Origin of the sequence: Leptospira johnsonii, from assembly GCF_003112675.1 — a bacterium.
GTDB classification, from domain to species: Bacteria; Spirochaetota; Leptospiria; order Leptospirales; family Leptospiraceae; genus Leptospira_B; species Leptospira_B johnsonii.
The window spans coordinates 19384-35139 of the sequence record NZ_BFAY01000011.1 but is presented as its reverse complement, the minus strand read 5'-3'; the positions used below and the strand labels follow the sequence as shown (position 1 = coordinate 35139).

General features: G+C 42.4%; 16 protein-coding genes. 12 read left to right on the top strand and 4 right to left on the bottom strand.

Translation table 11 applies throughout. The annotated features are described in order from the left end of the window. Positions 1-30 precede the first annotated feature (30 nt). Positions 31-705, bottom strand: a complete 675-nt coding sequence (locus tag LPTSP_RS08970; protein WP_108928472.1) for a hypothetical protein — start codon at positions 703-705, stop codon at positions 31-33. Further along, positions 702-2255 (bottom strand): Ppx/GppA phosphatase family protein, encoded by a 1554-nt coding sequence (locus tag LPTSP_RS08965; RefSeq protein ID WP_108928471.1) that lies wholly within the window; start codon positions 2253-2255, stop codon positions 702-704. The genes LPTSP_RS08970 and LPTSP_RS08965 overlap by 4 nt, the downstream gene beginning before the upstream one ends. 188 nt (positions 2256-2443) lie before the next feature. On the opposite strand from LPTSP_RS08965, the gene LPTSP_RS08960 reads away from it, so the two are divergent. From LPTSP_RS08960 to LPTSP_RS08920, 9 genes are all read left to right on the top strand, one after another. After that, positions 2444-3466 (top strand): rod shape-determining protein, encoded by a 1023-nt coding sequence (locus tag LPTSP_RS08960; RefSeq protein ID WP_008595388.1) that lies wholly within the window; start codon positions 2444-2446, stop codon positions 3464-3466. Positions 3467-3516: 50 nt separating this feature from the next. Beyond that, positions 3517-4620: a rod shape-determining protein MreC gene (mreC, locus tag LPTSP_RS08955; RefSeq protein WP_108928470.1), complete on the top strand. Its 1104-nt coding sequence runs from the start codon at positions 3517-3519 to the stop codon at positions 4618-4620. Then, positions 4620-5123 carry a rod shape-determining protein MreD gene (gene mreD / locus LPTSP_RS08950; RefSeq protein ID WP_100708168.1) on the top strand — a complete coding sequence of 168 codons (504 nt, stop codon included), beginning with the start codon at positions 4620-4622 and terminating at the stop codon, positions 5121-5123. Before mreC ends, mreD begins: the two co-directional genes overlap by 1 nt. Position 5124: 1 nt before the next feature. Continuing rightward, positions 5125-7065, top strand: a complete 1941-nt coding sequence (mrdA, locus tag LPTSP_RS08945; RefSeq protein WP_108928469.1) for a penicillin-binding protein 2 — start codon at positions 5125-5127, stop codon at positions 7063-7065. Continuing rightward, positions 7062-8582, top strand: coding sequence for a rod shape-determining protein RodA (rodA, locus tag LPTSP_RS08940; RefSeq protein ID WP_108928468.1), 1521 nt, complete (start codon positions 7062-7064; stop codon positions 8580-8582). Before mrdA ends, rodA begins: the two co-directional genes overlap by 4 nt. 65 nt (positions 8583-8647) lie before the next feature. Next, the gene (locus LPTSP_RS08935) at positions 8648-9439 is read left to right on the top strand and encodes a hypothetical protein (protein ID WP_108928467.1); all 792 of its coding nucleotides are present in this window, start codon (positions 8648-8650) and stop codon (positions 9437-9439) included. A 16-nt stretch (positions 9440-9455) separates the two neighbouring features. Further along, on the top strand, positions 9456-9803 hold the full coding sequence (locus LPTSP_RS08930) for a DUF4180 domain-containing protein (protein ID WP_108928466.1): 348 nt from the start codon (positions 9456-9458) through the stop codon (positions 9801-9803). Between the two features lie 18 nt (positions 9804-9821). Next, positions 9822-10367 carry a hypothetical protein gene (locus LPTSP_RS08925; protein ID WP_108928465.1) on the top strand — a complete coding sequence of 182 codons (546 nt, stop codon included), beginning with the start codon at positions 9822-9824 and terminating at the stop codon, positions 10365-10367. Positions 10368-10497: 130 nt separating this feature from the next. After that, entirely contained in the window at positions 10498-11625 is a 1128-nt protein-coding gene (locus tag LPTSP_RS08920; RefSeq protein ID WP_245915528.1) for a hypothetical protein, read from the top strand. Between the two features lie 36 nt (positions 11626-11661). On the opposite strand, the gene LPTSP_RS08915 is transcribed toward LPTSP_RS08920, so the two are convergent. Further along, positions 11662-11886 carry a DUF1858 domain-containing protein gene (locus tag LPTSP_RS08915; RefSeq protein WP_008593840.1) on the bottom strand — a complete coding sequence of 75 codons (225 nt, stop codon included), beginning with the start codon at positions 11884-11886 and terminating at the stop codon, positions 11662-11664. A gap of 67 nt (positions 11887-11953) precedes the next feature. On the opposite strand from LPTSP_RS08915, the gene LPTSP_RS08910 reads away from it, so the two are divergent. Then, positions 11954-12358 carry a 6-carboxytetrahydropterin synthase gene (locus LPTSP_RS08910; RefSeq protein ID WP_108928464.1) on the top strand — a complete coding sequence of 135 codons (405 nt, stop codon included), beginning with the start codon at positions 11954-11956 and terminating at the stop codon, positions 12356-12358. Here LPTSP_RS08910 and LPTSP_RS08905 read toward each other — a convergent pair. Further along, the gene (locus tag LPTSP_RS08905; protein WP_108928463.1) at positions 12355-12765 is read right to left on the bottom strand and encodes a hypothetical protein; all 411 of its coding nucleotides are present in this window, start codon (positions 12763-12765) and stop codon (positions 12355-12357) included. The genes LPTSP_RS08910 and LPTSP_RS08905 overlap by 4 nt on opposite strands. Before the next feature lie 112 nt (positions 12766-12877). Here LPTSP_RS08905 and LPTSP_RS08900 point away from each other — a divergent pair, with 112 nt between their 5' ends. Further along, complete coding sequence (locus LPTSP_RS08900; RefSeq protein ID WP_108928462.1) at positions 12878-14842, top strand: acetoacetate--CoA ligase; 1965 nt, start codon at positions 12878-12880, stop codon at positions 14840-14842. A 58-nt stretch (positions 14843-14900) separates the two neighbouring features. Continuing rightward, a complete protein-coding gene (locus LPTSP_RS08895) occupies positions 14901-15740 on the top strand; it encodes a substrate-binding periplasmic protein (protein WP_108928461.1) in 840 nt (279 codons plus the stop codon). Positions 15741-15756: the final 16 nt, after the last annotated feature.

Genomic DNA, 15756 nt, shown 5'->3' with positions numbered 1-15756 from the left:
CGGTTTTATGGGGAGTGAAACATTAAGGATTTATTTTAACTTCATCTTACGGATCTCTTCTGCGACTGGGATGTTTTGGTATTCTATCCTTTCTTTTCCGTAATAGAGTAGCGCTTCTATAGAGTTTGCTTTAGGGAAAAATTTTCGAATCTCTGCGAGTGGAATGCGAATCGTATCTGAGTTAGGGCTCTTATTAAAAAATTCGGTGTTCTCTGCTCTTAAGATAAGTTGGAGCTCCTTAGGTTCGAAAGTTTTGGTTCTTTCGGATTTTATAATATTCTCAGAGAGTGTTTCTTCTTCCTTTTTCCTGGAAATTGTGCGGAACGGGATTGTGGTCCATTCGAAAAGAGCTCCGATATCTGCAAACATTCCTAAAATATATCGATTCCAAGGTTTATCGTCCGTTTCCAGCTGTCTATATCCGTCCGTTTTCTTGTAATCGTAATGTATGATCTTAGTTTCTAAGGTTTTCCTTTTTTCGAATGTTTCTTGGAAAGAAGCGCCCTCTATTTTTAGTACCAGTTCGAAGTTTTCGAATTCGTAGTTTATTCTTCCTCTATTGGAAACGATCTCTTCTTCCTTTTTATCCAACAAACGAGAATCTATGGTTTCTTGTTTATAAGGAAAGACAGTGAAACAATTTAGAAATATAGAATGTACCAAAATTACAGTTATAAAATATCCGAAAGATTGAGATCTGTTCACTGAAATAAAGGCACCATTCCGTAGGCGGACTCGAATGTATCTGCTTGTTCTTCGCAGGCCCAAAGTTCCAGACTCTTATCGTAATTCTGATTTGTGGCCAATGTGAAGATTGCCTGATTTTTTCGGACCTGGCATTTGACAGTTTCTATCAACCCTTGTCTGTTCCGATTGCATGCGCTCGCGATCCGTAAAATTGCGGAAAGTTTTTCGACTATTTCCTGTTCTCTTGGACCCACTCTTTGGAATTCTCTATGTTTGGATTTAGGAGAACTTTTGCGATGGTATCTTGCGGTGAGTGCAATGATCTCTATCTCTCCCCAGGTGAATCCGAGCATAGCCTCAGAGTTTCGGATCAGATAATAACTGTGTTTATGATAGGCCGAATGTGAAATGAATAGCCCTACCTCATGTAGTAAAGAAGAAGCTTCCAAATATTCTCTTTCTTCTTTTCCTAATCGATGTACTGACTGAAGTTGATCGAAAATGTCCAAGGCAAGTTTGGAAACATGACGGGCATATTCTTGGTCCCTTGTATAGGAAACTAAAAGATTCAAAATGGATTTTTGGCGGATATCGTCCAGATGTTTGGAATGTTCCAGATCCTGGAAGTGCTCCCATTTTCGGATCGTATCGTAGATGATTCCTTCTCTAAGTGCGAACTCTGAAACTGTCATATCCGGCAGGTCCAATAACTGGAATAACTCATCCAGGATCAGCATTCCACCCACGATGATATCGGAACGTTTAGAATCGAAGCCTGGGATCTTACTTCTCTTTTTAGAAGTGTCCGCTTCTAAGATCATATTCCTTGCGCGTTTGAATTCGGATGACTGGAACGTGTAATGATTTAAAGGTCTTTCTTCCGTTTCCCCCTCGAAGGCGCGGATGATCCCTGCGGTTGCCTGGACGGTTCCCGATGAACCGATGATCATTTCAGGCTTCAGATCTCGGATGATCTTTCGGAAAGGAAGAATGATCTCCTCTACATAGAGTTTACATTTTCGTATCTGAGAGGAATCCAGGGTTTCGGATTTCAGGAATTTTTCGGTGAGTCTGATCGCTCCCAATTTGAAACTTTTAGAGAATAGGATATCCCCTCTATAACCCACTAAAACTTCGGTACTTCCTCCGCCTATATCCACTAGCAGGACCTTTTTGTCGAATACCGGAAGTCCTTGCAGGACCCCGAAATAGATAAGTCGGGCTTCTTCATATCCGCTGATCACATCTATCTTGATGCCGGCTTCCTTCCAGGCGGCGGCCTGGAATTCGGCACGATTGGAGGCTTCTCTCATTGCGGAAGTGGCAACCGCTCTGATCTCTGCCTTTGAGTTATCTGCGAGCATCTTAAAACGCTTTAAACACTCGATTGCACGCCTAAATGCGGGAGGATCGATCTCTCCTCCTTCTTCCAAACCGCTTCCGAGACGTACGTTCTCCTTCTCTCTGGCGATTGCTTCAAAGGTCCCGTTTTCTCGGACCCGGACGATTATCATGTGGAAGGAGTTTGTGCCAAGATCGATGGCAGCTAGGGTGTTTTCCCGGACCATAAGTTGCCCAAGTTAATGGAGGTCGCAATGGGTTCCAATTTGTTTTTCGTTTTTTTTGTTTTGGAATTGCCCGTAAGGATCGGGCAGGAAATATTGAATTGGATCGTGGCCGTAAAATCCTAGAGATTTTCACCGATTCGGCAGATAATAAAAAAGATCAACCAGCCTTCAGGCAGCAAAGGATAGAAATGATATTCGATAAGCTATACGGATTATTTTCCAACGATATGGGAATCGACCTCGGAACCGCAAACACTCTCGTCCATGTAAAAGGGCAAGGTATCGTTCTTTCCGAGCCTTCCGTAGTAGCGGTCCACGCGGCTACGGGCAAGGTGCTCGCAGTAGGCCAGGAAGCTAAGAGAATGTTGGGACGTACTCCCGGCGAGATCGTAGCGATCCGTCCTATGAAAGACGGGGTGATCGCGGACTTCGAAACTGTCGAAAAAATGATCCGCTACTTCATTGCAAAAGTCCATAACAGAACTACTTTCGTAAAACCTAGAATCGTGATCGGAGTTCCTTCCGGGATCACCGAGGTGGAAAGACGCGCGGTCCGTGAGTCGGCGGAACAAGCAGGTGCTAGAGAGATCTTCCTGATCGACGAGGCATTGGCAGCTGCGATCGGCGCAAATATTCCGATCAACGAACCTGCTGGTAATATGATCGTGGATATAGGTGGTGGAACCACTGAGATCGCTGTGATCTCTCTTGGCGGTATGGTGATCGCCGAGTCCATCAGAACAGGTGGTGACGAGTTCGACGATGCAATCATCAAATATTTAAGAAACCAATACAACCTGGTCGTTGGGGAAAGAACTGCGGAAGATATCAAACTGACTATCGGTAACGCTTACCCTGAAAAGAAAACCGAGACCATGGAAGTAAAAGGTAGGGATGCGATTTCCGGATTACCTCGTACTCTGGAATTGGAATCCAACGAGATCCGCAAGGCTCTCAAAGAACCAACCGACGAAATTTTAGACGGAATCAAAAGAGTTCTGGAAAGAACTCCACCTGAACTTGCTTCGGATATCGTAGAGAGAGGGATCGTTCTTACTGGAGGGGGATGTCTTCTCCGAGGATTAGAAACCTATCTTTCTAAAGAAACCGGCGTTCCTGTGTTCAGAGCGGAAAACCCTCTGACCTGCGTGGTACTTGGGACCGGAAAATTCTTGGACGAAGTTAAGTATCTGAAACCAGGGATCCGTTAATTCGGATCTCGGTCTCTGGCTGATGGCCGGAGTCCGATACGGAATTTTTTATGCTTTGGCTTCAAGTTAATAAAAGTAAGGAAACCGTTTCCCTTTTATTCTGTATCGTATTCTCTCTATTGTCTCTGACTTTTAAGAGTAACGTTTTAGTCAGAGGGATCGCAAGTTTTCAGAGAGTGGGAGATTCCGTTTCCGGTTCTATCGACGGAGTAGGTTCCTTTTTTAAAGGAGCTTATACTAAATTAGAATCTTTTGAAGCGGTTCGTCAAGAAAGAGACGCATGTGTTGCCGCGATCGACGATTATAAACTTCTTCCCCAAGATATTGAAAGATTCAGCAGAGAAAACGAAAGTCTCAGAAGAGAATTACGTTTTAATACTAAACAAAAATATTCTACAGTCAAAGCGGAAGTTCTTTCCGTCCGTTTGAATTCCATCTATCGCACTATTATCATAGACAAAGGCTCCGAAGCGGGGATCAAACCTTATATGCCGGTCACCGCAAGAGCTGTGAACCAAAAGGGCGAAATTATAGAAGCTCTGGTCGGAAAGGTGATCGCAGTCACCGGGGGATCCGCAGTGGTCCAGCCGATCATCAATTCCAATTTTAATATGGGTGTTTCCATTCCGGAAAGTAATCTCTGGGCCACTCTTTCCGGAAACTCAGGAAGAGGAATGGAAGGATTGATGAATTATATCGACAGCGGTATTATCATCGATCCTAGGATTTTCGGAGATTATCCGATGGGTCCAAGCGAGATGATCCAATACACCGAATCTTTAAGTAAGATTGGCAAACCTGTATATAGTTCAGGTTCTTCCGGAATGTTCCCACCTGGAATTCCAGTGGGTATTATCACAGAAGAAGGTCCGCGTAACGGAAGTTTTAAAACTGCATTCCTAAAACCTTTTGTTCGTTTCGATATGTTGGAGTCCGTTACAATACTCATGAAACTCCCTGAAAAATGGGCTGAAACCTGGCCTGAAGGACAGAATATCAATATCGAAAATCCGTATTTTGGCGAACTGAATTATCCTAAAGAAGAAAGAGAGCCTAAAGCTCTAACCCCTAGCGGGAACAAACCAGTAGAAACTCCTAAGCCCCAAAAGCCGGAAGGTACTGGACCCGGATTCTCCGAAGAGGAAACAAACTAATGATCTTAGAATATATAGTCATTGGTGCCGGGATCCTGATCTCCCACTTTTTGAATGGAACAAACCTATTCGAGATTTCTGGATTTAAACCGGACTTTATGGTGATCTTCGTTCTGTTTTTTGCTCTTAGAAGAGGAACAATGGCAGGGATTTGGATCGGATTTTTCGGTGGATTACTTTCCGATTCAGGTTTAGGCGGAGAAATTGTAGGGAACGTGGTCACCTACAAGATAGGACTTCACTCTCTTACATTCTGCATCATGGGATATATAGTAGGAAAGTTCGCAAGACCTGCCTATCACGAAAATCAAATTTCCATAATGTTGTATTCTCTGGTAGTGACATTGATCTCCAGGATCGCATCTTATTTCTTATTCTCATTATTCTTTCACGAAAATCTAAACTACTCCATCATCAGTACCTCGATATTTAACGGCGCAATCGCTCCGATATTCTTCTGGGTACTCGGAAAATTGTACAGATTGGAGCAGGCGGAAGGCTAAAATGTTGGGGGGAGGAGGATCTTCTTCAGCCACAGAATTTAGACTGGAGCGCAGTTTCAGGCTAAGACTGTACATGTTCTCCGGCCTTGTGGCATTTGCGTTAATCGCATTCGTGATCCAATTATTTAATCTTCAGATCGTGCAAGGAACGGATAACTCTTTAAAGGCGGAGAAGTTCGTCCGAAAAAGTGAGACCATTCCGGCTGCCAGAGGAGAGATGTTTGATCGAAACTTTCTCACTCCTGAAACTTCTATGGCGCTTGTTTCCAATTATTCCAGTTTGGATGCAGTATTAAACACTTCTATTCTTAAATACGATCCAGCTAGAGTTAAGAATTTTCTGCAAGAATTCGCAAGAACTCTTTCGATCCCGATGTCCTATTACGAAGAGGACTTGCTTGAACCTAAATTTTCCAAAAAGATCAAAACCAAAAAACCTTTTGTTCTCTTGGAAGCAATCTCCAAGGCACAACAAGAGCGTATATCAGTTTTTGATAATATATCTAAGTATGTGATCTTGGTTCCTTCTCCCAGAAGGATCTATAAAATGGGTCCTGCACTTGCGCATGTGACGGGTTATATAGGTAAACCTAGTAAAACGGACCTTCTCACCCGTGAGATCAAATCTTATCAATGGCTCGGAAAAGACGGGTTGGAGCTCCAATACGACTCAAGACTCAGAGGAACGGACGGTTTCCGTATCCAAAAAAGAAGTTCCGAGGGAAATATTGAAGAAGAAAGGGTAGTGGAACATTCTACTCCAGGAAATAACCTAGTCCTTACTATAGACAAGGACATTCAGCTTGCCGCATACAAGGCTTTAAAAGGAGCCAGAGGAACTGCGATCGCAATGCGTCCTTCTACCGGAGAAATTTTAGCTATGGCTTCTAATCCAAGCTATGATCCAAATGTCCTCTCCGGAAAAAGTAGATCGGAAAGGACTGCACATTATAAGAGAGTGGATGCGAACGGAGGATTTTTAAATCTTGCGATCCAATCCAAATTCCCTCCCGCTTCTACCTACAAAACGTTAGTTGCACTTGCTGCTTTGGAAAGCGGGCATAAGGTGGATTATACTCCTGAAACTAGTTACCAATGTAATGGTAGTTATACTTTAAAATCCACATTCGCCGGAGTTCCCGACCAAGTATTCTATTGTTGGGAGAAGGGTGGACATGGCACGAATGATCTTGCCCATGCTCTTCAAAAATCATGTTCCGTGTATTTTTATAATCTAGGATACAAACTGGGTTCCGATCCTATCTTAACCTATTCTCGTTTATTCTTATTGGATCAAAAATCCAAGATCGATCTTCCGGGAGAGATTGCGGGTCAGGTCCCTTCTCCTGCATGGAAAAAAAGGATTTATGGGACCAGATGGTTCGATGGAGATACGATCAACCTTTCTATCGGACAGGGATTCATGTCCGTTACTCCTCTTTCTATGACATTATTCTATGCAGGACTATTGAATAGAGGACAGATCTACCAACCTTATATAGTGAACGAGATCAGAGATCCTTTAGACAATTCAATCATCAATCGTACTGATCCACAAAGACTGAGCGATATCCCGATCCAATCTTCTACAGTAGAGGCGATTAAAACAGGACTCAGACTGGTAGTGAAGAATGGAACAGCAGCATTCGTATTAAATAAACCTGGGCTTCCGGACATCGCAGGAAAAACAGGAACCGCTCAAACAAGAAGAAGGGGAGCTTCCGGATCCAACCACGCTTGGTTCATAGGGTATGCACCTGCAAATGCTCCTGTCAGCGAACAAGTGTTGGTCTCCGTCTTCGTAGAATACGGTGTAGGTGGAGCTGCCGGAGCGGCACCCGTCGCAAGAGAAATGTTTAGAGCTGCTTTCCCTCCTGGAAGTTTTAAAAGAACTGCAGAGATACCTGAGACTGCCCCTGTAGCACCGGAGAATGTACAATGATGTCGGATCGTTCCATAGATAGGATTGACTACTTTTTAGTAGGCTCGGTCATCATAGTAGTGATCTGCAGCGTTCTCACATTATATTCTCAAGAGTATAATTTTGACGATCCGAGTATCGGGCTCATGAGCCATAAATGGTTTAAACAGTTCTTATTCTTCCTTGCAGGTTTAGTGATCATGTGGTTCGTATCTCGGATCAATTACCAATTGATCGGAGCTTACGCGTTATTTGTATATGGATTCGCTATTCTATTACTTGCACTCACTCTCGTTAAATGGATCGGTTATCTTCCTTCCAGTAGAGGTGCGAGATCTTGGATCAAGGTGGGACCTTTCTTATTGCAGGCCTCGGAGTTTGCAAAACTGGCCACTGTGATCCTACTCGGACAGTATCTAGTATTAAAAGAAAAAGAGATGAAGAAGTTAGTAGTACTAGTCATCCCATTCGGGATCGTTCTACTTCCTATGGCGTTGATACTTTTACAGCCCGACTTTGGGACCGCGGTTTCCTTCTTACCAATCTTATTCACTATGTTGTTCTTGGGAGGAGCCGACTATTTCCATATCGGTTCTTTTATCACATTCGGCGGGATCTCACTCGTTCTTCCGATGTATGTTGAATATTCCAAACTTACATTACTGAACGATATTCTCGCATTCTTACAAAGAACCGGAAAAACGGACCTTCTATCCGTAGTAAACCGATTGGGCGGGAAAACCTGGCAGGTCTTGGATGGGAAAGAAGTAGCCGGGGCCAACCTGACTCCTAAAACGATCGCCGCATTAAGAGAAGTATTCGATCAAGTAATCGATTTAGAAGCGAGCTTCATATTTAAGATACTTTCTAACCAGGGATTATTGATCGGAGTAGGCGCCACGCTCATCATATTCAGTATTATCATGATCTTGCTTAGGATAGCCAGAGGAAGTAAAACATTACGTTCTTATTATATTCCTTTGGGGATCTTAGGTATCAGTTTGATCTCTGCGGTTGTTGTGATGAAAACGGTTCCTTTCCGGGAAAATCAGGTCATTCGATTGACTGCGTTTTTGAATCCCGACGAGTTCAAACAAGACGCAGGATACCAGCTCAGAGCGTCCAAACCTGCGGTGGGTTCCGGAAAGTTAGTCGGAAAAGGATTTCTAAATGCGGAAATGACGGAAGGAAAGATCCCTCATGTTCCTGAATCCAGTACAGACTTTATATTCGCTTCTTGGGCGGAACAAACCGGATTTTTGGGTTCTGTCTTCTTACTCTTCTTCTTATTCTCTATTCCACTTCGAGGACTACAGATCAGTTACGAAAGTAAGGACAGATTCGGATCCTTACTCGCATCCGGGATCGTTGCGATGTTATTCTATCATATGGCAATTAATATAGGGATTGTTCTCGGACTATTGCCGGTGACAGGGATCCCTCTATCCTTCATGAGTTACGGTGGTTCTCACTTACTTATGTCCATGGCAGCGGTCGGGATCATTCTATCCATCAAGATGAGAAAACACGCAAACTAAAGTTTACTATTGGGAAAATGGCTGACTTAGTAAAAAAGCCTGCCGATATTCTATCATAAGCCGGCATGGAAAGAGTAAAAGATTCCAGATTTCTATTCGATCTGAAAAGAAAGTTCCGCTATATCTTGGAAGAAGTGGAGAAGAATACTTACGACCAAGATTCGGAAGTCAGAGAATTAGAAACACTCTGGGAAGAAATGTTCAATGTCGCCTCTCGCAACGATACTCCTTACTTCAAAGCCAGACTTTCTAATCTAAAAAGACAGTTAGACGGCTTTGTTCGAAACAAGGCCTACGAAAAACAAGAGTTCGATCGGATCTATAGACAACTAGAGAAGATCCGTAAAGACGATACAGTAGAATTTTTAGACGAGTCTATGCGTTCTACCTTGGGAAGGATCGCAGAAAACACAAACCGTGTCGGGGCTAATGTTTCCGGTTCAGGATTGGAGCCTGGCTCTTTGAGCGGAATTCCGCTACTTCTCACATTCAGATGTGGCACAGTTCATTTTATCGTAAAATCGGGACCTAAAAAGATATTCAAAAATGTGAATAGAACCAAGGACAAGGTCCTTTACGAAGGAAAAAAATATCCTATTTTCCCGAGTAGATCTATTTATTTTTCTTGGGAAGGAGAAGGTAGAGCCTGGGAAACGGAACCCGGCACCTTGCTCATGATCCGTTATCCGGAAGGGAATCGATTCTTTAGATGCGACGCATTAGGAGACACATTCCGTATTCCGGAAGATACTTTTAAAAGAAGATTACAACCTACAGATAAACAATCTTCAGAGATCCGTTTTTATTTCCGTAAAGCGGGAGTTCGGTATTATTATATTCCCCAAAAAGGGGAGTGAGCTTCGGATCATCCTAATGATATTCGAAGAATTAGATTCCGAAAAAGGCCCGATATCCTTTCTAAAGGAAGATGACTATATCATTCAGGATAAAGATTCATTCTTCGATCTGATCTATTCTGCAAGTAGCGATACGATTGCCGTCCATTCCTCTCATTTTCCGGAACATTTTTTTGATCTGAAGACTGGCTTTGCTGGTGAGATTTTTCAGAAAATTACCAATTATCAAAAACGATTTATCGTTCTAGGCGACTATTCTAATATTCCTTCTAAAAGTTTTAAAGATTTAATTTACGAAACCAATAAAAACGGAAAAGTGATCTTTGTGGAAACTTTAGCGGAAGCAATCCGACTGCTTAAGTAACTGTTTTAAAGAGGAATTATGAAATATTCAAGAATTACTATATTGTTAGTTTTTATAAATTTACTTGGGTGTCTCCCTTCGATTTCTGTAGGAGAAGGTTTTCAGGTAAAAGGGAAAAAATATTCAGATGTTTCTGAGTTTAAGTCAAAGAAGGTTTATTTAGATCTTACTTACGAATATGGGATTATTAGGGAAGAAACGAAAACAAAGTCGGGTAAAATAGAAAAGAAAACAGATAGGGCGACTCCAGAAGTATATTTACAGTTTAGAGATGCCCTCTTTTACGAATTAAAGGGAAAATATAAGTTAGACGTTGAATTCGGGCTACCTAAAGCAAAGGATTCTCTCTTCATTTCAGTGACGCCTAGAATGGATATGGAATATACAACGGTAGAGAAGGCTAGTATCATCCTGAACAAAGGACAGGATCCTTTGTATAAATTGGACATCGTAAATGCACCTAAGATCCAGGCCTTAAAAATTGAGTATGCAAAGACGGTGGAGCAACTAGCCGAGATTTCGGCTGAAAAAATCTTCGATGCTATCTCAGGAAAATCGGAATAATAGATCTTTGTAAGTCGTAAAGAATTTACTTTAGGTTTCTTGAATTCTCTAAAGGAACCTTCTTTTCTTTGCGACTTTGCGTGAAAAATAAAAGAAAGACCCACCTAACATAAATTTATCGTAATTTAGGTTGCAATTTTCCGCATTCAGGGGAGAATCCGAAACCTTTGCGATGCAGAACAATACTTCTTTCTGGGACAATTGGACATTCGAAAGCCTTTTCGACTTATATTCCGGAGGTCTGGATTTTTCGAGTTCTAAAGAATTAAAGATCAATAAAGAGACAAATTCTTATGATTGGACAGAAGTTTCCACAGCCTGTGTCCAGATCGAGAGTTTATTCCATCTGATCAACGAACTCGTTTTGAGAGAAAAAATATTCTACGACCAAAAATTCTCCGCAGGTTGGAATTCCTTCGAAAGTCTGGATTCCTTGGATGGAAGCCTTTTAGTTTCTGTGGACATACCCACGAACGAACCGGAGGTAAAAGATTCCAGAAATGAGGCCTTAAAATTATTATGCGCCACCGACCTGATGAAAAAACACCAGGAAGAGAACCTTAAAGGTTACCGTGACAATAAACAATCTCCTCACGAATATTTCAGCCAAGTCGTTTGGGGTGCCGCGGGAAATTTAGGAAGAAGTACATTCTTAGGCGCACATTACGTGGCTCATCCAATCCGAGCCTCATTATTAGAGCAAGTGCCTTTATTCAAACCAAGCGCCGATATCAATTCTGAAGTCAAAGAGTGGATAGACGAAGAGAGAGTGAAGGTGTTTACGAGTCTTACGCCTGTCGGAAGAATGAATAATTTTCAGCTGATTCTTCCTCCTTTGGTGACTGAGGTGATAGAAGCTTCTTCTTCTCTTTCCGAGATCATACCTGCCACGATCGAGACCAGGGAAAAATACAAAAAGATCCGGGAATGGATCGGAGAATACCAAACCGCCTTAGAAAGCGAGAACCCCACAAAGATCTCTAAGTTTAAGAAAACATTATATAATGTGGGCCAGGATCTTGAAAAGATGAGAAAGCCCGGAGAATTGGGAGATACAAAAGTAGGAATGTCTTATATCAGTTTAAGTCTTCCCGCTCCTAAAATTCCGGATCTACGGAAATTTTTCGGAATAAGAAGCGCACTCAATAAACTTCTGCTCAGCCCAAAAGGGGAGAAGGCCTTATTAAAACTTTTAAAATGGTTTGGATGCGAGAAAGGAGAAGAGCTGGGGACGATCCGGAAATATTTTCTATTATAAAATTGGAATGAAGGCGAGAGCCCGAAGGCGGAGAGATTACTCTCCGTCCTCGAGTAGATTGTTCAAGCTATCCAGCAGAACATCCACTTCCACACCGTAGCCCATACATACTTGCTCGATCGTTTCGAGCTCGTTGATGGAACAATGAGAGCATCCGCCCAAATGATAGCTGGAGAACACCAATCCTGCTTCCGGATGAAGACCGATCGCTTCGCCTACCGTCATTTCTTTAAAAAATCTTGGCTTGACCGCTTCCGACATGGGGAAAATCTCCTAAGTACTGGTTTTCAGTTCCAGTATATAGACTCCCTAGGCCAAAGTCAATTCCATGTTTTTTCAAGAAACCGGCAAATTCTATATTCGTATCGAGGAAAGATTCGAGTCCTCTCATTATCTTTACAAATACTTCCCTGACGGCTCGGATGAGCCGATCCACGGGCATTCCTTTAAGGTAGAAGTCTATCTTTCCGGCCAAAAGAATATTGGGGATGACGGGATCAGTTTCGACTTTTTGACCTCGAAACGTAGGCTCAAGGAACTGGTGGCTGAGTTAGACCATATTCTGATCAACGATCATGCAGATTTTAAGAAGACCAATCCAACTTCTGAAAATATGGCCCGTTGGTTTTACTATGGCTTAAAGGATAGTGTGTCCGCTGCTCAGGGAAAAGTAGATCGGATCGTAATCCACGAAGGCCCCGAGAACCTGGCTTATTACGAGCCGTTCTACTAAACCTTACCATACGTAAAAAGAAAAACTAAATTTGCCACCGCATAAGAGATCGTAAAATAAAAACCGATCCGTAAAGGGCGAGGAAGTTTCATCACTCCACAAAGAACGAAGTGGACCGCTAAAAAACAAAGAGCTAAAGTATTGGTCCAAAGAACTGCCTTCACTGGTTCCGAGTCCGCTCCGTATAAAAGCAGAAGGACCGTAGGCAAAAGTCCCAGAAAACTCATAAACCCGCCGGTTGCGATCCAAACCATTAGGATCATTCTGGACTGTCTTTCGTCCGGATGTTGGAAGACCGAGATGGCACCCCCCACCACTAACTGGTGGAGAAAACCATGGAAAGCGTAGACCAAACTTACGCATAAAAATAGGATCGTAGGCAGGTTGAGATGATTCAGGTCTGACAACTGGAAAACTCCGGACTTCTTATCGACGCACAAATCTTACGGGACCGCTTTTGCTTCACAACTAATTTACTGTTGACCTTCGATTGAAAAAAACGAAGATAACAGGCCGGACATGAATCAAACCCTTTGGACTCCCAGTCCCGAACTCATTCAAAACTCAAGACTTACAGAATTCCAAAATTTTGCCGAACAGAAGGTCGGTAAAAAATTTAAGAACTATACAGAGCTGCATTCCTGGTCTGCAGAATTTCCCGAAAAATTTTGGGGACTCATCTGGGAATTTGCTCCAGTCATCCATTCCAAAACCTACGACGAAGTCATTCGACCAGGCAAGACATTTAGAGAGGCAAAATTTTTTCCGGGAGCAAAACTGAACTTCGCCCAAAATCTACTCCGAAAAAAAGACGATACAATCGCTCTATTTTACAGGGGGGAAAGCGGAGCGGAGAAGAGCATAACTTATTCCGAACTTTATAAGCAAGTGGGAGCACTTGCCGCCTATTTTAGATCAGAAGGAGTGGTGCCTGGAGATAGGATAGCAGGACTCATGCCGAATGTTCCTGATACTGTTCTTGGGATGTTAGCAGCTACCAGTCTCGGGGCCGTTTGGACATCTTGCTCTCCGGATTTCGGGGTCAAAGGAGTATTGGATCGATTCGGCCAGATCAAACCTAAAATTTTGATCACCACGGATCGATACGAATTTAAGGGGAAGTCACTTCCACTTGCGAATACTGTACAAGAGATCTCTTCCCAACTTCCTGATCTTAAAAAGATCTTAGTTTCCGAATATCCTAGTCTGGGATCTAATGATCGGAAGAATATCACGGACGGTTTTCCTAAAAATTCGATTCCATTAGAAGAATCTTATAAATCTTTTCTGGGCAAGGACCCTGAATTCTACCAAACATCTTTCGATCATCCTGTGTATATCATGTATTCTTCCGGAACAACTGGACTTCCTAAATGTATGGTCCAAGGTTCCGGAGTATTCCTGAACCATTGGAAAGAACTCGCATTACATACGGATCTGAGAGAAGGAGATGGTATATTCTATTATACCACTTGCGGATGGATGATGTGGAACTGGCTCGTAAGTTCTCTTTCTATTGGAGCTACAGTTCATTTATTCGATGGAAATCCATTTCATCCCGATCCTGGAGTATTATTCCGTTATGTTTCCGATCGTAAGGTGAAGGTGTTCGGAGTTGGAGCTAAGTATATTCTTAGTTTGGAAAAGGAAAAATACAAACCGAGTGTTGATCTATCTTTCGTAAAGTCTGTATTATCTACAGGATCTCCTTTGCCAGGATACGGGTTCGAATATGTATACGATTCCTGGAAGAAGGACCTAAGGCTTTCCTCTATCTCAGGGGGAACCGATCTGAACGGATGTTTTGCATTAGGAAATCCTAATTTACCTGTACGTTCCGGAGAATTACAATCTTTAGGCCTTGGAATGTCAGTTCAAATTTTCGACGATTCTGGAAAACAGATCCAAGGCCAAAAAGGAGAATTAGTTTGTACAAAACCATTTCCTTCTATGCCTTTGGAATTCTGGAACGATCCGGACGGAAAAAAATACCTTGGCGCTTATTTCGATACATATCCGGACATCTGGAGACATGGAGATTTTGCGGAAATTCTTCCTAATGGAGGAATGGTGGTGTATGGAAGATCAGACGCTACCTTGAATCCTGGAGGAGTTCGCATCGGCACTGCGGACTTGTATAGTCTATTAGAGACCATTTCTGAAATCGCGGACTCAGTAGTGATCGGTCAGGAATGGAAGGATGATGTAAGAGTGATCTTATTCTTAAAGATGGCTCAAGGTGCGGTCTTGGATCCTATATTCGAATCCAAGATCAAAAAGGAGATCAAGGAGAAGGTCTCTCCTCGTCACGTTCCGTCTAAGATCATTCAAGTCGCAGATATTCCTTATACTCGAAATATGAAAAAAGTAGAGATAGCGGTTAAGAAGACCGTTCAAGGGGAAGTCGTCACAAATCAGGACGCTCTCATCAATCCGGAATCATTAGAATATTATAAAAATATCCCGGAACTCCAGACGGATTAGATCCAAGCTTACCGTGTTTTTTTCCCTTGATCCATAAGGGCTAAGAAAATATAAAAGAATGGTGTTTCGAATATTCGGTATCCTTTTTTCTTTTTTATTCCTTTCTCCCGTATTCTCACAAGGTATCTCGGGTTCTCGTTTGGAAGAGATCCAAAAAAGGGGAGAATTGAGGGTCACAGGAAATCGTAACTTCGACCCGTTCTATATCTCTGATCCAAAGGATGGTTTTCCTGGATTCGATGCAGAGCTGGGTAAAAAATACGCCGAGTTCTTGGGAGTCAAATACACATTCACAAACCGTCCTGAATTCGAAGACTATGCGGAAGCGATCAAAAGCGGAGAAGCGGACATCGCATTCTCTGGCTTAAGTTCTACATTAGAAAGATCTAAAAAAGGAAGTTTCAGTTCTCCTTATTTAGTTTCCACTCCCGGAGCCTTGGTAAACAAGAATGCTCTTCCCCCTCCTCCCGAAGGAAATATTATCTCTACTGTATATTTTAGAAGTGTAAAGGATCTGGAAAGTGTAAGCGGTCTCAGCTTCTCTGTCAGAGCCTTTTCTGCCAGCCATGAATATCTTTTAAGTATCTTTCCAAATTCCAGGATATTTACTTACGGTTCTATGGAAAGTGCTTGGAATTCGGTGAAAGAAGGACAGGCAAATTGTTTCGTAGGAGATTCTCTCTATATCAAGGGACTTATACTGAAACAGAGAAGTATTTTATCCAATTTTAGGGCACTTATAGAACCGGTTCAGGAAAATCATGTGAGCGCTTTGCTTCCCAAAGGGGACATCTACTTCTCCCGTAATTTCGAATTTTTTCTGTCGGAGCTCAAACGAACAGGAGAATTAAAAAGTTTAGAGGACAAGTATTTTAACAGGAACGACTGGGTTAAATAGAGAAACAGTCTAATCC

What these genes read in the sequence shown, in the direction of transcription:
- LPTSP_RS08965 (WP_108928471.1), bottom strand. Translation starts at nt 2,255, where the DNA reads ATGGTCCGGGAAAACACCCTAGCTGCCATCGATCTTGGCACAAACTCC.
- LPTSP_RS08960 (WP_008595388.1), top strand. Translation starts at nt 2,444, where the DNA reads ATGATATTCGATAAGCTATACGGATTATTTTCCAACGATATGGGAATC.
- mreC (WP_108928470.1), top strand. Translation starts at nt 3,517, where the DNA reads ATGCTTTGGCTTCAAGTTAATAAAAGTAAGGAAACCGTTTCCCTTTTA.
- mreD (WP_100708168.1), top strand. Translation starts at nt 4,620, where the DNA reads ATGATCTTAGAATATATAGTCATTGGTGCCGGGATCCTGATCTCCCAC.
- mrdA (WP_108928469.1), top strand. Translation starts at nt 5,125, where the DNA reads ATGTTGGGGGGAGGAGGATCTTCTTCAGCCACAGAATTTAGACTGGAG.
- rodA (WP_108928468.1), top strand. Translation starts at nt 7,062, where the DNA reads ATGATGTCGGATCGTTCCATAGATAGGATTGACTACTTTTTAGTAGGC.
- LPTSP_RS08935 (WP_108928467.1), top strand. Translation starts at nt 8,648, where the DNA reads ATGGAAAGAGTAAAAGATTCCAGATTTCTATTCGATCTGAAAAGAAAG.
- LPTSP_RS08930 (WP_108928466.1), top strand. Translation starts at nt 9,456, where the DNA reads ATGATATTCGAAGAATTAGATTCCGAAAAAGGCCCGATATCCTTTCTA.
- LPTSP_RS08925 (WP_108928465.1), top strand. Translation starts at nt 9,822, where the DNA reads ATGAAATATTCAAGAATTACTATATTGTTAGTTTTTATAAATTTACTT.
- LPTSP_RS08915 (WP_008593840.1), bottom strand. Translation starts at nt 11,886, where the DNA reads ATGTCGGAAGCGGTCAAGCCAAGATTTTTTAAAGAAATGACGGTAGGC.
- LPTSP_RS08910 (WP_108928464.1), top strand. Translation starts at nt 11,954, where the DNA reads ATGTTTTTTCAAGAAACCGGCAAATTCTATATTCGTATCGAGGAAAGA.
- LPTSP_RS08900 (WP_108928462.1), top strand. Translation starts at nt 12,878, where the DNA reads ATGAATCAAACCCTTTGGACTCCCAGTCCCGAACTCATTCAAAACTCA.
- LPTSP_RS08895 (WP_108928461.1), top strand. Translation starts at nt 14,901, where the DNA reads ATGGTGTTTCGAATATTCGGTATCCTTTTTTCTTTTTTATTCCTTTCT.